General features: G+C 60.8%; 13 protein-coding genes and 4 pseudogenes. 2 read left to right on the forward strand and 15 right to left on the reverse strand.

Going from position 1 to position 17,405, the window contains the following annotated elements:
• Positions 1-76: 76 nt before the first annotated feature.
• Together fhuB and NKH97_RS21740 are read left to right on the forward strand one after the other, a co-directional pair.
• Positions 77-1,747 (forward strand): annotated as a pseudogene (gene fhuB / locus NKH97_RS21735) (Fe(3+)-hydroxamate ABC transporter permease FhuB); the annotation flags it as partial.
• 25 nt (positions 1,748-1,772) lie between these two features.
• On the forward strand, positions 1,773-2,654 hold the full coding sequence (locus NKH97_RS21740; protein ID WP_352774571.1) for an alpha/beta hydrolase: 882 nt from the start codon (positions 1,773-1,775) through the stop codon (positions 2,652-2,654).
• On the opposite strand, the gene NKH97_RS21745 is transcribed toward NKH97_RS21740, so the two are convergent.
• From NKH97_RS21745 to nodC, 15 genes and pseudogenes are all read right to left on the reverse strand, one after another.
• Positions 2,651-3,760, reverse strand: coding sequence for a DUF4432 family protein (locus tag NKH97_RS21745; RefSeq protein ID WP_352441450.1), 1,110 nt, complete (start codon positions 3,758-3,760; stop codon positions 2,651-2,653). The genes NKH97_RS21740 and NKH97_RS21745 overlap by 4 nt on opposite strands.
• A gap of 172 nt (positions 3,761-3,932) precedes the next feature.
• Positions 3,933-4,370, reverse strand: coding sequence for a hypothetical protein (locus tag NKH97_RS21750; protein WP_023813918.1), 438 nt, complete (start codon positions 4,368-4,370; stop codon positions 3,933-3,935).
• A gap of 229 nt (positions 4,371-4,599) precedes the next feature.
• Entirely contained in the window at positions 4,600-5,109 is a 510-nt protein-coding gene (locus NKH97_RS21755) for an RES family NAD+ phosphorylase (RefSeq protein WP_352441449.1), read from the reverse strand.
• Positions 5,106-5,591 carry a type II RES/Xre toxin-antitoxin system antitoxin gene (parS, locus tag NKH97_RS21760; RefSeq protein WP_352554104.1) on the reverse strand — a complete coding sequence of 162 codons (486 nt, stop codon included), beginning with the start codon at positions 5,589-5,591 and terminating at the stop codon, positions 5,106-5,108. Before parS ends, NKH97_RS21755 begins: the two co-directional genes overlap by 4 nt.
• Before the next feature lie 357 nt (positions 5,592-5,948).
• Positions 5,949-7,262, reverse strand: a complete 1,314-nt coding sequence (locus NKH97_RS21765) for an HlyD family type I secretion periplasmic adaptor subunit (RefSeq protein ID WP_352720444.1) — start codon at positions 7,260-7,262, stop codon at positions 5,949-5,951.
• A complete protein-coding gene (locus NKH97_RS21770) occupies positions 7,237-9,012 on the reverse strand; it encodes a type I secretion system permease/ATPase (RefSeq protein WP_352798745.1) in 1,776 nt (591 codons plus the stop codon). The genes NKH97_RS21765 and NKH97_RS21770 overlap by 26 nt, the downstream gene beginning before the upstream one ends.
• Positions 9,013-9,409: 397 nt before the next feature.
• Positions 9,410-10,210 carry a calcium-binding protein gene (locus tag NKH97_RS21775; protein ID WP_352798746.1) on the reverse strand — a complete coding sequence of 267 codons (801 nt, stop codon included), beginning with the start codon at positions 10,208-10,210 and terminating at the stop codon, positions 9,410-9,412.
• Positions 10,211-10,929: 719 nt separating this feature from the next.
• Positions 10,930-11,445: pseudogene (locus NKH97_RS21780) on the reverse strand (beta-barrel domain-containing protein); the annotation flags it as partial.
• Positions 11,446-12,056: 611 nt separating this feature from the next.
• A pseudogene (locus tag NKH97_RS21785) lies at positions 12,057-12,318 on the reverse strand (hypothetical protein); the annotation flags it as partial.
• A 30-nt stretch (positions 12,319-12,348) separates the two neighbouring features.
• A complete protein-coding gene (locus NKH97_RS21790; protein ID WP_352798747.1) occupies positions 12,349-13,299 on the reverse strand; it encodes a LysR family transcriptional regulator in 951 nt (316 codons plus the stop codon).
• Positions 13,300-13,365: 66 nt separating this feature from the next.
• Positions 13,366-14,154 (reverse strand): ABC transporter permease, encoded by a 789-nt coding sequence (locus tag NKH97_RS21795; protein WP_023736275.1) that lies wholly within the window; start codon positions 14,152-14,154, stop codon positions 13,366-13,368.
• 3 nt (positions 14,155-14,157) lie between these two features.
• Positions 14,158-15,069, reverse strand: coding sequence for a nodulation factor ABC transporter ATP-binding protein NodI (gene nodI / locus NKH97_RS21800; protein WP_023736276.1), 912 nt, complete (start codon positions 15,067-15,069; stop codon positions 14,158-14,160).
• A 43-nt stretch (positions 15,070-15,112) separates the two neighbouring features.
• A pseudogene (locus tag NKH97_RS21805) lies at positions 15,113-15,358 on the reverse strand (carbamoyltransferase N-terminal domain-containing protein); the annotation flags it as partial.
• A 34-nt stretch (positions 15,359-15,392) separates the two neighbouring features.
• Positions 15,393-16,001 (reverse strand): nodulation methyltransferase NodS, encoded by a 609-nt coding sequence (nodS, locus tag NKH97_RS21810; protein ID WP_352675660.1) that lies wholly within the window; start codon positions 15,999-16,001, stop codon positions 15,393-15,395.
• A 35-nt stretch (positions 16,002-16,036) separates the two neighbouring features.
• Positions 16,037-17,395, reverse strand: a complete 1,359-nt coding sequence (gene nodC, locus NKH97_RS21815) for a chitooligosaccharide synthase NodC (RefSeq protein ID WP_352798748.1) — start codon at positions 17,393-17,395, stop codon at positions 16,037-16,039.
• Positions 17,396-17,405 lie beyond the last annotated feature (10 nt).

The raw sequence follows: 17,405 nt of genomic DNA on the forward strand, positions 1-17,405 counted from the left end.
CGTCGAAACCATCGAGGCAGCCGAATGCAAGAACTACTTCGAAAACGCAGGCTACGCTTCCGTCAAAATATGAAACGCTCTAGCAACGCTTCTGTCACCGTCGCTGCTTGCCTTTGGCCGCGAATGGGTGGCGCTGGGCGGCGCATTCGTTGCCCTTGCCGCCGTCATCGCTCTGTCCTGGCACAAAGGCCTGTCACCGCTTTCGGTCGTGCTGGCGGGGCTTGTTGTCAGTCTCTATGCCGGCGCTATCGGCGCTGCCCTCATTGTGCTGCGGCATGAATGGTTGGCCGGCCTGTTCATCTGGGGCGTCGGTTCGCTGGGCCAGCAGGACTGGTCGATGACACTGTGGCTGTTGCCACGCATCGGCGGCGCGGCACTGGCGATCTTCCTCATGGTGCGGCCGCTGGCCCTGCTTGGTCTCGACGATGAAGGCGCGCGCAGCCTTGGCGTGCCGCTCGGCGCCTATCGCTTCGCAGGACTAGCGGCCGCGGTCGCCCTGATCGCGTTTGTCGTTGCCGCTGTCGGCGTCATCGGTTTCGTCGGCCTGGCTGCGGCGACGCTCGCGCGCATCGGCGGTGCCCGGCGGCTGGGCCAACAACTGGTGATGGCGCCGCTGATCGGCGGGGCGCTGTTGTGGACAGCCGACCAGGCCGTACAGATCGCCACTGGACCGCAAGGCGACCTGCTGCCGACCGGAGCGATCACAGCACTTCTCGGCGCGCCTCTGCTTCTCTGGCTGCTGCCGCGCCTTGCTCTTGGCTCGGAAGTCCCGACCTTGATGGCCGCGCGCCTGCCGCGCGCAAGCCGGCCCGGCCTTGTGCTGGTGGCGATCGGCCTGGCTCTGCTTCTGCTGCTCGGGCTGGCCCTGCTCTATGGACCGGGTCCGCATGGCTGGACCCTCGCCTTCGGCGACCAGTTGCAGCCTTTGCTGTCGTGGCGGTGGCCTCGTGTGCTTGCCGCGCTGAGCGCCGGGGCGATGCTGGCGCTCGCCGGGCTGATGATGCAGCGGCTGACCGGCAATCCGATGGCCAGCCCGGAAGTGCTTGGCATCAGCGCCGGTGCCGCCCTTGGCATGATGGTGGCGCTGTTTGCGCTCTCCGATGCCGGACGCCCGGTTCAGACGGCGGCGGCAACCATCGGCGCCTTCGCCGCTTTGCTGGTGACGCTGGCGATCGGCCGCCGTGCCGCCTATGCGCCGGAGCGGCTGCTGCTCGCAGGCGTTGCCCTGACGGCCTTGTTCGACGCGCTGATCCTGGTGCTCACCGCCACCGGCGATCCGCGTGCCATGCTGCTGCTCAACTGGCTGACCGGCTCGACCTATGGCGTCGATGTCGGTGACGCCTTGCTGACCGGTGGTATCGCCGTCTGCCTCTTCGCGCTCGCGCCTTTCTTCATGCGTTGGCTCGACATCCTGCCGCTTGGCCCCGCCGCTGTGCAGGGCCTTGGCATTGACCTGAAGAGGACGCGGCTTTTCGTGCTGCTGGTGGTCGCGGCACTCACCGCAGCCTCGACGCTGATCGTCGGTCCGCTGACCTTCATCGGCCTGATGGCGCCGCACCTTGCCCGTCGCTTTGGCCTCTCCCGTGCGCTGCCGCAGGCCATTGGCGCGGTGCTCGCCGGCGCGCTGATCATGGTCGCCGCCGACTGGGTGGGCCGCACCGCCATCTTCCCGCGCCAGATCCCGGCCGGTCTCGTCGCCACGCTCATCGGCGGCCCGGTGCTGATGTGGCTGCTGCGCCGCCGCTGACTTTTTTGTCCCTCTGGAGATATCCATGTCCAAGTCGATGGCGGCGCCAGCCTTGATTGCCGACACCACGATCCACGACTTCGTCCCGGCGCAGGGCGGCGCCCCCTGGCGGATATTCCTGCATGTGCCGTCCGGGCCGGTGCCAGAAGCCGGCTGGCCGGTCCTCTACATGACCGACGGCAATGCCGTCATCGGCACGGCGGTCGACGCCGTGCGCGCGCAGGCCTTCTACCCAACGGGCACCAATGTCGGCTGGGGCGTCATCGTCGCCATTGGCTATCCCGTCGAGGGCGGCTACGACCCGTTGCGCCGCTCATGGGACCTCGGCCCGCCGCCGGGCAAGACCTATCCGCCCTTCTACGAGGGCACGCCCGAAGTCCGGACGGGTGGGGCAGCGGAATTCCTTGCCTTCATCGAAGACGAGCTGAAGCCATGGGTCGCCGGTCGGGTCACGGTCGACACAAGCCGCCAGGCGCTTTATGGCCATTCTTTCGGTGGTCTGTTTGCGCTCTATGCCTTGTTCACGCGGCCTTCTGCCTTCCAGACCTGGATCGCGGCAAGCCCCGCCCTCTATTGGGAAGAGCGTGCCATCGACCGCTTTCTCGAAACCTTCGAGGCCGCCGTTCCCGCTGGTTTGGCGGCGACCATGATCCTGTCGGCCGGCGAGTACGAGACCGAGAAGCTGGCACCGTTCCAGATTGGCGCCGAGGACGAGGAAAAGCGCCTGCGGCAGAAGAAGGTGACACGCACCGACGAATTCGCGCGGGCAATGGCGCAGCGGCTTGATGCTCTCCCGGGCGTGCGCGCGCGCTTCGAGCTGCACGCCGGCGAGAACCACATGTCGATCCTGCCGGTCACGGTCAATCGCGCGGTTCAGGCAGCGTTTGCGGTCAGGGCTTGCGACTAACGGCCTTCACCTCTCAACGCTGCGATGGCTTGTTCCCGTTGTGCGGCTGCGTCCGCGTCCATAGCGCCAAAACGCAGGGCACAGCGGAATTTTTCCCCGGGTACGACGCGAACCAGGCGGCCTCTTTCCTTGGCCGCAAGATAGCCGTCTGGTTCGGCGGTGGCCGGCAGCACGAGGCCAAGTGCGTCCTGGTCGGCGCCGCGCGTGATCCAGCGGACGGCATAATTGAGCTCGTCGGGGCGAAAGCTGACGAAATCCGCCGTACGGTCCGGATGGACCTGCAAGGCGTGCGCCCAGCCCTGGAGGTCCGCCTTAGCCCTCATCGTCAGCACGAGTTCTGGGTCGATCGGCTCGCCCTTGGTCAGCAGGCGATGCCGCGAAGGATCGGCGACAACGGCATCGCGGTAAGCAAGGTAGCTTTCGCTCGGTGTGAAAAAGGGCGGCAGCGTCTGGCGCACGACAATGTCCGCGGAATCATCCGCTACGGTGTCGACCAGGCGCCCGCCGTCGGCCGGCTTGAAATTGATGTGCGCCAGGTACATCAACTCCATGGCCGAGCGTTTCAGGTTCTCGATCACGATGTCGACTGCGACGCTGCTGGCATCGAGTTGCAGCCGTACGGTCGGCTCCATCACATAGTCATGGCTGAAAGCGACGGTCTGTCGGCAGCGCCCCGTCAGCGCCAGGAAGGGTCCTTCGGAATTGCTGCCGGCGATCAGTTGCACGTCCTGATAAGGCGCATTGGGCAGATCGCCGTGAAGCGGGTGACGATCATCCGGGCCCGGATTTCCCATTGCGGTAGCGCCGCAGTGAATGAAGAACGCGCCGTAGTTGGAAAGATAGTCCCGGGTCGCGACCGGCTCATCGAACATCGAGCGCATGGTCAGGGAGCGGCCGAGGAAGGTCACGTCCCAGATCTGCTGTCCTTGGAACGGCAGCATGACGATTTCGCCCTTCGCGTTGCTGATCCGAAGCCCGGCAACGCCGGATCGATAGCGAAAGGCGGTGGCGACAAGCCCGCGATAGCGCGCGACGATGGTTTCCGACGGGCCGAACTGCTCGGGCACGAGGTCGACGAAGACGTGATCGGAGTGGTCCAGATGCATTGTTTCGACCTCTATCTTCCGCAAGCGTGCGTTCCGATAGTCGCAGGAAACATCTGGAAATCAACGGCAGCGCGTCTCACAGCTTCTGCCAGGACGGCTGGTGGCAGAGCTTCGCGCCCTCCTGGGAGAGCGCTTCGAACTGCAAGCTTGCCAGGCAATATCCCGCGATTGCTTATCCGCGAGCCGGCGGCAGCTCGAACAAAGTGGCGCCGTTCTCCCGGCCGCGCTCGACATAGCCGATAACGCCAAACCATCTTGCGACATCCGGCCCCTGCAGCCAGCTGCGCGAGTGGATGGCGAGGTTGCCGGCGAGCGCCTGGATGTGCCGGATATGCCGCTTGCAGAAGCGAACGGTCGCCGCACGGAAGAAATCCTCCCGTGCGGCGAACAGCGTGTCGGCGGCGTCGCTGTTCTCGTGCCAGGCGATAATCGCCACGGCCTTGTCGCCCTCGACAAGCGCGTGCGCGCGGCCCTCCTTCAAATTCATCATCAGATTGTCGTAGGCGATCTTGCTGTCCTTGCCGGCCGCCACGTATTCGTCCGACATCCGCTTGGACAGACCGCGAAAGACATCCTCCAGATCCCCAAGCGTTGCTGCGCGTGCTCTCATTTCACCTCCTGCAGCCCCGGCAGGCAGTTTGCCCCAGGGTTGACGGGTGGCCAAGCAAATTAAATCCGCATGCAGGCAGAAGAGCGCAAACTTGTTTCGGCCAATGATGCTTGCGGTGACCGGTTGGCCAGCTTTTATGGCCACCCTGCTGGCCGTCACCAAGCGGCAGATATTTTGGCTGCGACTCCCGGTGAGCCGACGCCTTGCACACAGCGCCCACGCGGCCAGATTAGCGGCCGGCCGGGGGATGCAGCCTTGTGTCGAGAGCAAAAGTTTCCTGGAGCTTCAGCGCATAGGTATCTGTCGCTACGCTTGCCACGAAGATCAAGTTCCAGCTATGTGAAGAGACCGCACTCGGTATCGCCACCACGCGATGGCCCATCAGAAGGTCATCCCCGAATGCCTGCTGACCCGCGCTTGGTATGCCGGGGCGCAGCCAGTTCGGATTGGGCACGCTTGCAGGATCGACGACATGTATAGCCGATGCATCGCTGATGACAGCGGCTGTTAACGTGTGAGGAACTGTGTCGAGGGCGCGAAAACCCTTATGTACGGCGACTTCGAGGATAGCCGTGGCGGGATCGATCGAGCAGTACACAGCTCTTACGCCCTTGCTGTTCCAGCGGCCGCCCACCCGATAGGCACCTTCGCCACTATTCCATGTCGCGGCATGGACGGCCTGGTCAAGCCGCCACGCGATGAGTTCCGTTCCTCCGAGCGCTATTGGCAGAGGCGTCATGCATAGACGCCGTATTCAAGCCGTTCGAGATAGTCTTCGACCAGTTCCACGCCGGCGGGAGTGCCCAGAAGATCGATCGGACGGCGCTGGTCGAGACCGATCGCCGGGCGCTCCAACCATTGCTCAGCTTCCGCCTGCGTACCGAGGACATCCGTCGCCTTCGCCAGGATCTCTGCGAATTTCCAAGTCCGTCCGCTTTGCTCTTGGCTAAGAGGCTTGGATGGAGCGTCTTTGCGGCGCTGCCAGGTTCGCAGGCTCATACCAACCGCCTTTTCGAGGGACGCCGTCTTGTCAATGAAGACCAGTTGTCCGACGAGATGGTTTAGCGCCGAGGCCGGCAGGCCACTTAGAAGCAATTCATGCGCATCAAGTGCGCTGGTCAATCGACGCGACAATATACGAGACCCGCCGAGCAGTGCCTCCACTCGTTGGAGACCGCCGTCTCTCGCTTCCGTAACGACCTTATCCGCCGTAGCCGTCATGTGCGCCTCCTGCGTCAACTGTCGCGTAAAATATGACAGTTGACGGTGGCGATTTCAAGTGGGCAGCGGGCGCCACTTGAACCCAGTCCGGAAGATATGACCGAGTGCGCGGCGTCGGTAGCCAGATGATTAGAATTAAGGCCGGAAAGGCGGTCGTATCTGACGTAGTGGGCAGGGTCTTGACGGCGCGCAAGACGGCTAAGCGTCCAACGATTAAGTCATTGATATTGTCTGGAAAATGGTGCCAGAGGCGGAATCCAAGTGAGGAAATTATGCCAGTACTTTCAGGATGTTACTACCCACGTAGCCTGCGAACAACCAACATAAATACCAACAATATATTTCTGTGGATTACTTTCATTCCTCGTGGAATGCCCGACTGATTTGGTCCGACAGCGGCTTCACAAAATAGGAAAGCGCCGTACGCTCGCCCGTCTGGACCATCGCTTCGGCCGGCATGCCGGGCACGAGCGTCAGGTCCTTGAGCTTCGTCAGTTCCGCATGCGGAACCGATAGACGCACCAGGTAATACGAAATGCCGTTTTTTTCGTCCGTCGCCAGATCGGCTGCGATCCGGCTGACATATCCGTTCAATTCCGGCGTGGTTCTCAGATTGAAGGCTGACATCCGCAGCACGGCCTTGTGACCAAGCTGGATTTGGTCGATGTCCTTCGGGGTGATCCGTACTTCCAGCGCAAGATCGTCGCCTTCCGGCACGATTAGCATGATCGGATCGGCGGGCGTAATCACTCCGCCGACCGTATGAACTGCGAGTTGTTGAATGGTGCCTGACTGCGGCGCGACGATATCGATCCGTCGCAGTTCCTGTTCAGCCGCCACCTTGCGCTCACCATACTCCCCGATCTGCGCCTGAACCTCTCTGAGCTCCTGGCCGACTTCGGTCTTGAAATCCTGATCGATCTGCGGGATCTGCAGGCGCGTTTCGGCTATGCGGGCTGCTGTCTGTGCCTGATGTGCGATCTTCTCACCGCGTTCGCCACCGAAAGTGGCAACCTGGATCTTCAGGCTGTTCAACCGTTGGTCCGAGACAATGCCTTGGTCGCGCAGCCCACTCAGAACAGCAATTTCCTTAAGGAGAACCTCGATCCTTTTTTCACAGGCAATTTCCTGCGCCTCGAATCCTTCGATCTCGTGGTGATATTGAGTAATGTGTTCCGCCAGTTGCGCCTGCTTTCCGTCGCGGGATTGTCTGCGGAATTCGAACAGCAGCGTCTCGCTATGTATTGCCGAAGCTACGTCCGGAACATCTCTTCGGACGAGCAGCCAGTCCGGGAAGGCGATCTCCGCGAGATCGTCACGTTCAGCATCGAGTCTTGCCTGGTAGGCGGCGAGCTCATCGAGCCGCTTGGTGACTATGGCGAGATTGGCGCGCGTCTGGGTGGCATCGAGCCGCATGAGGATGTCGCCGGCTTTCACTTTATCGCCTTCGCGCACCAGGATTTCTCCCACCACCCCGCCGGTCGGGTGCTGCACCTTCTTGACATAGGAATCGACGACAAAGTGTCCGGACGCGACAACCGCACCGGAGAGATTCGTGAAGGCCGCCCAGGCTCCGGCTCCTCCCACAAAGATTACGCTCGCCAGAAGGCCCGCCACCAGGTGGCGGCGAATGGAGCTGGAAACGTCATTGTTCTGATGAATGCCGGACACCGGGATCCTCCATGTCAGCGCGCTCTCCCACATGATCCTGTGTAGATTCGATGGCCTTGACGCCAGCGCCTCGTGCCATCGCTGTCCCCTTCAGGACTTTGGAAAGTGCTTCATCACGCGCACCGAATGCTCGCTGCCGTCCACCTTCCATCACCAACACCAAATCCACGGCGCGGATGGCGCTCGGCCGATGGGCGACGACAACCGCAATGCCCTTGCGCTCGCGCACGGAGGCGATCGCCTTAACGACCGCAGCCTCGCCTTCCGCGTCGAGATTGGCATTGGGTTCATCCAGCACAACAAGGAAAGGGTCTCGATAAAGAGCACGGGCAAGACCGATACGCTGGCGCTGCCCGGCGGAAAGTGCCGATCCGGCCTCACCGATCGGAGTTTCGTAGCCGTGCTCAAATCGGAGGATCAGTTCGTGCGTGCCCGCTGCCTTCGCCGCGGCGACAATAGCGTCAGGGTCAGGATTATCTTCAAAACGAGCAATGTTTTCGGCAATGGTGCCGTCGAACAGTTCAACACCTTGCGGCAGATAGCCGATATGACGGCCTAGTGCTTCCCGGTCCCATTGATCGAGGCTTGCGCTGTCGATGCGAACCTTTCCGGCGACCGGCGCCCATGCGCCGACGATGGCGCGCGAGAGTGTCGACTTGCCCGAGCCCGATGCACCGATGATCCCGAGTGCGCTTCCCGCCTGAATGGCAAACGCAAGGCCGGTCACGGTCGGCTTCCTTTCGCCGGGCGGAACGATTGTCACGCTTTCGAGGCGCAGTTCGCGTTCAGGTGCAGGCATTGGCATAACAGGAGCGGATTCAGGAACCTTTTCCAAGAGGTCCTCCAGCCGCGCCCAACCCTGGCGCGCCATGAGGAAAGGTTTCCAGCTTAAAATGGCCAGATCGACCGGAGCCAGCGCACGCCCCATCATGATCGAACTGGCAATCATAACCCCGGCCGTAGCCTCCTGTCTGATGACAAGGTACGCGCCGACGGCAAGAATGGCCGATTGCAGCAGCACGCGCAGCGATTTTGAAATGGCACCCAGCCCACCTGCCACGTCCCCAGCTTTCCGGTTGGCGGCCAGACACTTGGCATTGGCCTTTTGCCATCGGGCAGCGATCCGCTTTCCAAGGCCGAGAGCTTGCACGACCTCGGCATTGCAACGCGCTGCTTGCAGCAGACCATTGCGTGCCATGTTGTGGGCAACGGTATCGCTTATCGGCCGTTGCGAGAGAGTGTTGGCAAGGAGTGTCAGAGATGTGAGGCCGACCGCCCCGATAAGTGCCGTCATGCCGATCCAGAAATGAAGGAGGAAGCAAATGCCAAGATAAAACAGCATCCATGGCAGATCGAAGAACGCTGTCGGACCGTTTCCACCCAAGAAGCCGCGAACATTGTCGAGATCGCGAAGCGGCTGCAAGCCGTCGCCCGGCATGCGCGTTGAAAGCGGAAGGCGAACGATCGCATCGTGAACGCGTCCGGAAAACTCTCCATCGAAACGCTCGCCAATCCGCAGCAGCACGCGGGCGCGCAAAATGTCGAGCAGGCATTGGAACGCATAAAGCCCCGCAGCAAGCACGACGAGCCCCACCAGCGTCGATACGCTGCCACTTGCCAGAACGCGGTCATAGACCTGAAGCATGAACAGCGGCGAGATCAGCGCAAGCACGTTGACCGCGCCGCTGATCAACACAACGCCCCAAATAGCGGAACTCAGAGGGAAAGGTCTCAAAGCTGAATCCTTCAAGGAATGGCTTCTCACGTAAGTTCCGGAGGCTGGCGACTCAGCCCCATATTGCTCCCCGACCGGCGACCGACTGCATCCGCTCGCTGGTTCAGGATCAGTGCTCCCGCCGAATATGTTTGGTCCCGGCATTTAATGGAGCGGGTCAACAAACCGTCCGGCTGAAGGTTTGGAAGGGCAACGTCATCGTGGCCGGCCGCAAGGGCCCGGACAGGCTTCCGCCTCCACACTTTCAGGAGATTTCGGTGCACGACCAGCGCGACGCGCAGGGCTTCGTCAAGCTATCCACGCTGCAACTGCTCCCGGGCGCCCCTCGGCCGCCCCGGCCCATGGCAAGTAGCGGAAACGGGAAAGCGCCCGCCCAGGGGGGCGGGGCGCGGTTCCGTATCGGTTTTCTGGATCAAACGAAGGTGAAGTCCGACGCGGTCAGGCCTAGGTCGGCCACGGTGACCACACCGCCCAGGTGGGCGAACTCGTGCGCGCTGCCGTCGGCGGTGACATAGGCCAGAGTTGCGACTCTGTCGGTGTAGCTGCTTTGGTAGACAATGATGTCGCCGGCGTGCTCGCCGGAGATCGCACGCGCTGCCTCATTAGCAGAGTTGAAAGATTCGCCAGTGATTACCACGACATGTTCGCCGTTCGCACCCGAGGCCGCGCCACTGTAGAAGCTGCTCACCGGGTAGCCGGACTGTATACTGGCGTTGTTGACGAAGTTCGCGCCAAAACCGTCGTTGTAGAGGCCCACCGCATCGAAGGCGAACTTGTCCTCCGCCGGGTTGAAATCGGTGATAGTGGTAATGTCCGGCTTCGACCCGACACTCGGATCGACCCCAGGCACCGGATTGTGGAACTGGAACACGAACGTGTCATTGTCGGTGCCCCCGGTCAACGTATCCTGGCCGTCACCCACGTAGAGGACATCCTGGCCGGGACCGCCGCTGAGCCTGTCATTGTCCTCACCGGAGATGCGCGCGTTGAAGCGGCCGTTGTCGCCGGAGAGATCGTCCCAGCCTTCTCCGCCGAAGATGCGGTCGTTACCCTCGCCGCCAAGGGCTCGGTCACTGCCCGGGCCAGCCGAGATCTCGTCGTTGCCGCCACGACCGTCAATCCAGTCACCGCCCTGGAAACCCTCCATCCAATCTTCACCCTTGGTGCCGAGGAGTGTTTCGGCATCCGGGCTACCCTTGATAATGTTTGCCATCGAAAAATACTCCTGATGATGCACCCTGCCTGACGCGTTCATATTGCTCATCGGGTAATTAGAGAAATCGATTGCTTGGATAGACACACATTTACGAAATGGATGCATTCACGTTCACTTCGCCCTTCCGCTGAGCAGTAGCGGGCTCGCAGGCGGCGGGGACGCGCCCAGACGATCGACCCGAACATTCACACTCAAGCGGACGAGGAAAACTTGGTAACCGGCCGCCCTGGTTGGGCCCAAATCTCTCTCTGTTTGCTCGACGCCGGCATACCCGCACCGTAAGCGCTGGACGTGGACAAGTTCCGGTGGCGGCGGGTACGGCGCGGCCTCAGCGATGAATGGGGGCCGGAGACGGTTCCTTCCCCGACACGCATGCTGCTACCGCGCAACAAGGGGAGGGCAATTTGCCGCCAATGGCCTCGTGATAGCGCCTTTCGCCGACAGGCTGTCGAAGTTGACGAAGCCGAGCTGAAACGACAACTGACGGGTCCTCACAGCTGCGTTACGCATTCGCTCACCGTCAAGCCGGCCTCGGAAGAACAGGCATAGGGCTGTGTTGCCGAGTATCTCGCCAGCACTGCCCATTGCGAGCAATGGAACATTAGGGAGCGCGTTCGCGCGAGCCGCGAGTTCAAGGATCTCGGAACGACAGCTTCCGCACGTCGGCCGCACGGGCTCTACGCGACGCGGCCTACGCCAAGCTAATAGAATTACTTTCATTCCTCGTGGAATGCCCGACTGATTTGGTCCGACAGCGGCTTCACAAAATAGGAAAGCGCCGTACGCTCGCCCGTCTGGACCATCGCTTCGGCCGGCATGCCGGGCACGAGCGTCAGGTCCTTGAGCTTCGTCAGTTCCGCATGCGGAACCGATAGACGCACCAGGTAATACGAAATGCCGTTTTTTTCGTCCGTCGCCAGATCGGCTGCGATCCGGCTGACATATCCGTTCAATTCCGGCGTGGTTCTCAGATTGAAGGCTGACATCCGCAGCACGGCCTTGTGACCAAGCTGGATTTGGTCGATGTCCTTCGGGGTGATCCGTACTTCCAGCGCAAGATCGTCGCCTTCCGGCACGATTAGCATGATCGGATCGGCGGGCGTAATCACTCCGCCGACCGTATGAACTGCGAGTTGTTGAATGGTGCCTGACTGCGGCGCGACGATATCGATCCGTCGCAGTTCCTGTTCAGCCGCCACCTTGCGCTCACCATACTCCCCGACCTGCGCCTCGCTGGACGAGGACAAGTTCCGCTGGCCGCGGGTGGAGAACGGCGTGATCCGGCTTGCCGCGCCCAACTGATGGCGCTCGTCGAAGGCATGGACTGGCGCGCTTAAGCCGAACGGAGACGGCGTCCGACGTTGGCCGGATAGGCCGTGGCGAAGTGACTCAGGCGCAAAAGGCGGGCCTCTGGCCGTGCAAAATAAGCTTTTGTCGGCGTCATGAAGAGAAGCGCTTTGGCCCGTCTCCACGAAATCGTTCCGCTCAAGGCGATATTCGTCCCCATGGCGGCGGAGAAGGCCGAACTGCAACAACTCCGGAGCGAACACTCAAGGCCGAGATCGTCCGGATGGCGACACTCAACGAGCGTGCCCAGGAGAGGCTCGCCGACCTTCAGGGATCGTCAAGCAGCTGGAGCGCGGCGCTTCGGTCGCAGCTCCGAGAAGCTCGAACGTGCCCAGCAGGCCTTCGCCTTCGAATCCAGACCGGGCTCGGCGCGATTGAGTCCGAACTCGAGGCCGCAAGGCCGCAAGACCGACAGGCGAGCCGCGACGTGCTGCGCGACCGCGCAAGGCGTTCCCGGTGCATCTGGAGCGGGTCGAGATCGTCTCCGGCTCGACCCATGGGGGAAGAAGCGCTCCCGCAGCCAATCGTCCAGTCCGTCAAACGCCGTCGGCCGCACGGGCTTGCGAAACGGAACAGTCCCGCCCTCGCTTAGATGCCGATGCATGGTGTTGCGCGCGCACCCGAATTCCTTCGCCCGTCGGTTCCCCGCCAACCTCATGCCGCCGCAGCATCGCTGCCACCTCTTCAGGCTGAAGGATCTGCTCTCCCTGCATCGTTCTCGACAATGCAGGAATCGCCCAATCCCAATCGCCATCCATGCCTCCTCTCATAACCGAGGGGTCAGTTTCTCAATTCGGCCGACAACTGAGACGTCCGGTGCTCTTAGGCAGGGCAATCATACGAGATGCCTCCTGCAACATCATTTCCCGCATCCATAGGCTTGCCGGATCATTATTGTGAAGCGCAGGCCATTGGATGGCCTCCGTGAATGCGGCAGGAAGTGGCGGCGGAAGTTCGACAATCCGCAAGGGTGTTAATTTCGCGAAATGCTGCGCCAGCCGCAACGGCATGGTCCCGATGCGGCTGGTGCCTGATAGAAGGGGCGGGATCATGCTAAAGGCGTGTACGACGACCTCGATACGTCTCTCGAAACCGTTCTCGAGCAAATACCATTCCTCGATGGAGGGCTGCCGGGTGTCCCCGAATTTAAGCACAACCTGCCCCATCGACAAGTATCGGTCGAATGTAAGTGGCTCTGACAGCTGCTTGTTCGTGCCGCAGCCTACGCATACGAGCATATCTTCGAACAGGGCTGCGCGAGGATGTTTCGACATGAACACTTCCGGCATAATCAGAAAATCAACGTCGCCGCGCCGGAGAAGCTCCTCGGGGTCGTCGGAAATAGGCAGACATTCGAAGCGGACGGCGGGAGCTTCCTGCGCAGCACGCTTTACGATCTTCTTAAAAAATACGAGTGTGAGGTAATCGGAAAGGATGATGCGGAAGCGACGATCCGATCCGACCGGGTTAAAGGGGTCCCAGGAAATAATCGACAGCTGGATGTGCAGCAATGCCTCCCGGACTGCTGTGGCGAGCCCCTCCGCGCGCGGTGTCAAAATGAGTTCGCGGCCGTTCATCGTAAATAGCTCATCGCTGAAATAGGCGCGTAACCGACCGACGGCGGCGCTCATGGCCGGCTGACTCAGGTTAATGCTGCGGGCTGCGGCGGTGACTTTACGCTCCCTGATCAAAGCGTCCAGCACAACGAGGAGATTTAGATCGAGTCCCTTAAAACGCATGCATTGACCTATCCGACCCGTGGATGGGTATCGCCCAAACAATCAATTTCACGAATGGTGAGAGCGTCAACGCATCAGCCGACGACGAAACAGAGCAACCGATAGGAAGAACGGCAAAACCGTGTATATGCAAAGCGCGCCGATATGCAGGCCCATGCTGCCGGCCGGACGGCCAAGCATCGCCGGACGAATGAGGTCAATTGCATGTGCGAGGGGCAACAAGGAGGCGACGTCCTGAAAAGCGCCGGGCAATTGGTTGACCGGAAACATCGCGCCGCAAAGGAAGAGCATGGGTGTTATAACAAGGGTATTATAAAATATGAAATATTCATAACTGGGCGCAAGCGCCGTGACGACCATCGCTAGACTCGCGAAGGCGAGGCCACTGAGAGCGATGACTGGCAGCAAGCAGAGGATGGATGGCCACGATGCGTAGCCTAGCGTGGTCGCAACAATAGTGATTGCTGTGCCCGCCATCAGGGCCTTGGTGGCTGCCCAGGCCAATTCGCCGAGTAAGATATCGCCGAGCGTCAGCTGAGTGCATAGCATTCCTTCCCAGGTGCGCTGGTCGCCCATGCGGCCGAAACTCCCGTAAACCGTTTCAGCGGTCGCCGATGCCATCGCGCTTGTGGCAACCATGCCAGCCGCGAGAAACGCAATGTACGAAGTGCCCTCAACAGGACCTATCATTGTTCCGATTCCAAAGCCGAGACCGAACAGATAGATCATCGGATCGGCGAGGTTGCCGAGCACCGATGCAAGCCCGATTTTCTTCCATCCAAGATAGTTGCGGCGCCAAACCGCGACCCAATTCCACGCATTGGCGGGCATGCCCGCCGCATAACGTTCGCCCATTGTTCAGTCCTCCATCTCGCGCCCGGTTAGCCGCAAAAACACATCCTCGAGATTGGGGGGACGCTGCAGAAGGCGTAGACCCGCGCGCCCGCGTAGCTGCGCCAGCACCTGCTCCGGATCGGGTGCATAGCAAAAAAGCGTCTCACCGCTCACCTCGATGCGCTGTGCGTACGGCCGGATCAGCGCACCCAGTTCATGCGGATTGCCGCCGTAGACCTCGACCACGTCACAGCCGATCTGCTCGTCAATGAGTGCGGACGGGCGGCCTTCGGCGATCTTGCGCCCCTCCTCCATAACGCACAGCCGATCGCACAGCCGCTCGGCCTCTTCCATGAAATGGGTAGTCAAAAGAATAGTCTTGCCCCGCGCCAGCAGCGATCGCAGCCGTTCCCAGATCAGGTGGCGGGCCTGCGGATCGAGGCCGGTGGTCGGCTCGTCCATCACCAGCAAGTGCGGGTCATTGATCAGCGCACGCGCGAGCGTCAGGCGCCGCTTCATGCCGCCGGACAGTTCGGCGACGCGCGCATCCGCTTTGTTCTCGAGGCGGGCGAACTCAAGCAGCGATGGTATGACCGCATCGATCTGGCGTCTGCTCATCCGGAAGTAGCGCCCGAACACCAACAGGTTCTCGCGTACAGTGAACGCGGTATCAAGATTGTCGAACTGCGGGACCACGCCGATGCGCATACGTGCCAAACGCGCGCGCGCCGGCACTGGAACGCCGAGCACAGTAATCTTCCCCGCATCGGGCGATGTCATGCCGAGGACCATACGCGCAATCGTGCTTTTGCCCGCGCCGTTCGGTCCCAAGAGCCCGAAGCATTCCCCCGCCGCAACGCGGAACGACAGCCTGTCGACAACGAGCTTGTCATAAGTTTTGCTTACGTCAGTAAGATCGATCGCTACCATGGACATGGGTTCATTTTACCGAGAGGGACGCCAAGACTGGCGGTTGCTTGGTTGCCTGCCGGACCTGAAACTGTGACTCGTCTTCGCCATCCCAGCCGTCGATAACGAACTGATCGACGTCACAAGGATTTAGCCCCTGTTCCGGTAAAGCGGCGACAATTGCGTAGAGATTATCGATGGCTTGGTAACGCGGATCGTTGTGCCGCTTTTCCTGGTCAACGCAGAAGACGAGCCGTCCATCCTCGACCAGGGCGATCGCCCCATCATGGGTCAGCTTGATACCAAAGATGCGCATAGTGTCTCCAGGTTAACGGCGATAGATTCGATCATCAGGAAGCGGAAAGCGGGTTTCGGAAACGGACGAGCAAGCAGTCTTCGTTGACCGACTCGCCCCGACACTCAAGACGCTCTACCTCGATCAACGTTTCGTTCAGCATGGCGATGACCGGCTCAGCACCAGCGGCGTGACCCCAGCGACGGCAATTAGCATCCCTTGCCGATCCGAAGATCAGATGCCCGCCAGGCGCAAGCACCCGCACCAGGTTTTTGACGGCCGCGCGCATCTCGGCTATGTCTTCGAGATAGTAGAGGACCTCCGCCACAACGATCAGGTCAAACAACTCGTCGGTCGAAAACTGTTGAACATCGGAGACTATCCAGTTGATGCGCGACGGCTCGTTTATCCGTTGACGTGCTCGAGCAATCGCTTGCGCCACGACATCGATGACGGTGAGCCCTTGGCAGTAGGGGGCTAGTTTTTCCGTGAATGCGCCGGCAGCGCACCCGACTTCGAGGGCATTTGAAATGGAGCCTTGGGCAAGCGCCAGCTGGAGCATTTGCGTGTGGCGCTTCCGCTCGAACGGATTGCCGTCGAGAAGCCACGGATCGTCTGCGGCCAATTCCCGATCAAGCAACTGATGATTCACGTTCGGGGTCAAACTCGTGCACCTCTCGTCCACTAAGTAATTAGCGATCACTCGTCGCCGCAAATGTTGCCCGACAGCACTAATTCCGAAGAATCCCGCGCAAGATTGAGCCTGCGAAGCGGAGCCGCATGCGGCGAGAATTCTGCCCTGCTGGAACCAGTGATCGGAGTTTGGGTGGGGGCCTGTTTTGCCCCAGTGTTCGATGTAGCGACAGCAGAGCCTCGCGACAGCCAATCGCTATTGCTCAATGTACACAGCGCGTAGGCTTTCAACGGAAGCAAGAGAAAGATGTTGATGAACGTGTGCAGCGAAAAGCCCAGAAATCGAAACTGTCGGGCACGAACTGCTACCACGCTGCATCGGAGCATGGTCATGGACACAATCATCAGTCCTGTCCACCAAGGCACAGAGCCTGTCAGTGCGAAATGTGCGAGGCCCGTTAATACCGATACGGCGAGGAGTAGCGCGCCGAGATTCTGTCCGACCACGTCCAACGTGAGATAGCTATTCAGGCTGGGCAGCAAGCGCAGCCCAAGCAGCGTGTCCCGGAATGTGCTTCGTGCCCAACGGAGTTGTTGGCGCAGATACGGTCCGAGTCTGTTCGGGACGACTGTGGCCGCGATGGCGCTCGGAACGTACTCGGTTCGAAAGCCTGCTTTCAGCATCAGGATAGTAAGATGGCGATCCTCACCGAAGTCGCTTGGCTTGCCCCGAAAAAACTGCGACTCGTACTGGTCCAGTAATAAAAGGAGCGCAGACCGGCGGTACATGGCACATGGGCCGCAACAGCACATAACGGCACCGAAGCGAGCCTGCGCCGCGCGCTCCTCGTTGCAAGCCAGCCAGTACTCCATGTCTATCAGCCTGGTCAGCCAGCTCTCGGTCCGGTTACTGGCCGTCAACTGACCCATGACTGCGCCGACCGCTGAATCTCGCATTTTCGGTACAAGCTTGGCAATGACGTCGGACGCGAGTAACGTGTCTGAATCAACGTTAAGCACCAGATCCCCTGATGAGCGGCGTATCGCGGCGATCTGCGCCTTGCGCTTTCCAACATTCTCGGGAAGCAAAATGATGTCGAACCTGGGGTCGCGCGCGTAGGCTTCGTGGACAGTTCCTAAGGCTTCGCGATTTCCAGAACCGTCATCAACCACATAGACCCGAAGTCTTCCGGCGTATTCTTGGTCGGCAATGGAAGCCAGGCACTCTGAAAGCGTGCGCGGATCCTCGTTGAAGCAGGGGACGATGACATCCACGCTGGGCAGTTGATCGGAGCCGACGAGAACCTCGAACGCCGATGAGTCGTTTGTCGGCAGAGCATAAATCCCCTGCATGCTCTTATAAGCAGTCGAGAGCAGCGCATAAAGCGATATGGCCACAGTGCTGGTTGTACCAAGAAGAGTCATGGGATCTCGT

It is taken from the genome of Mesorhizobium sp. M0870, from assembly GCF_040319775.1.
Lineage (GTDB): Bacteria > Pseudomonadota > Alphaproteobacteria > Rhizobiales > Rhizobiaceae > Mesorhizobium.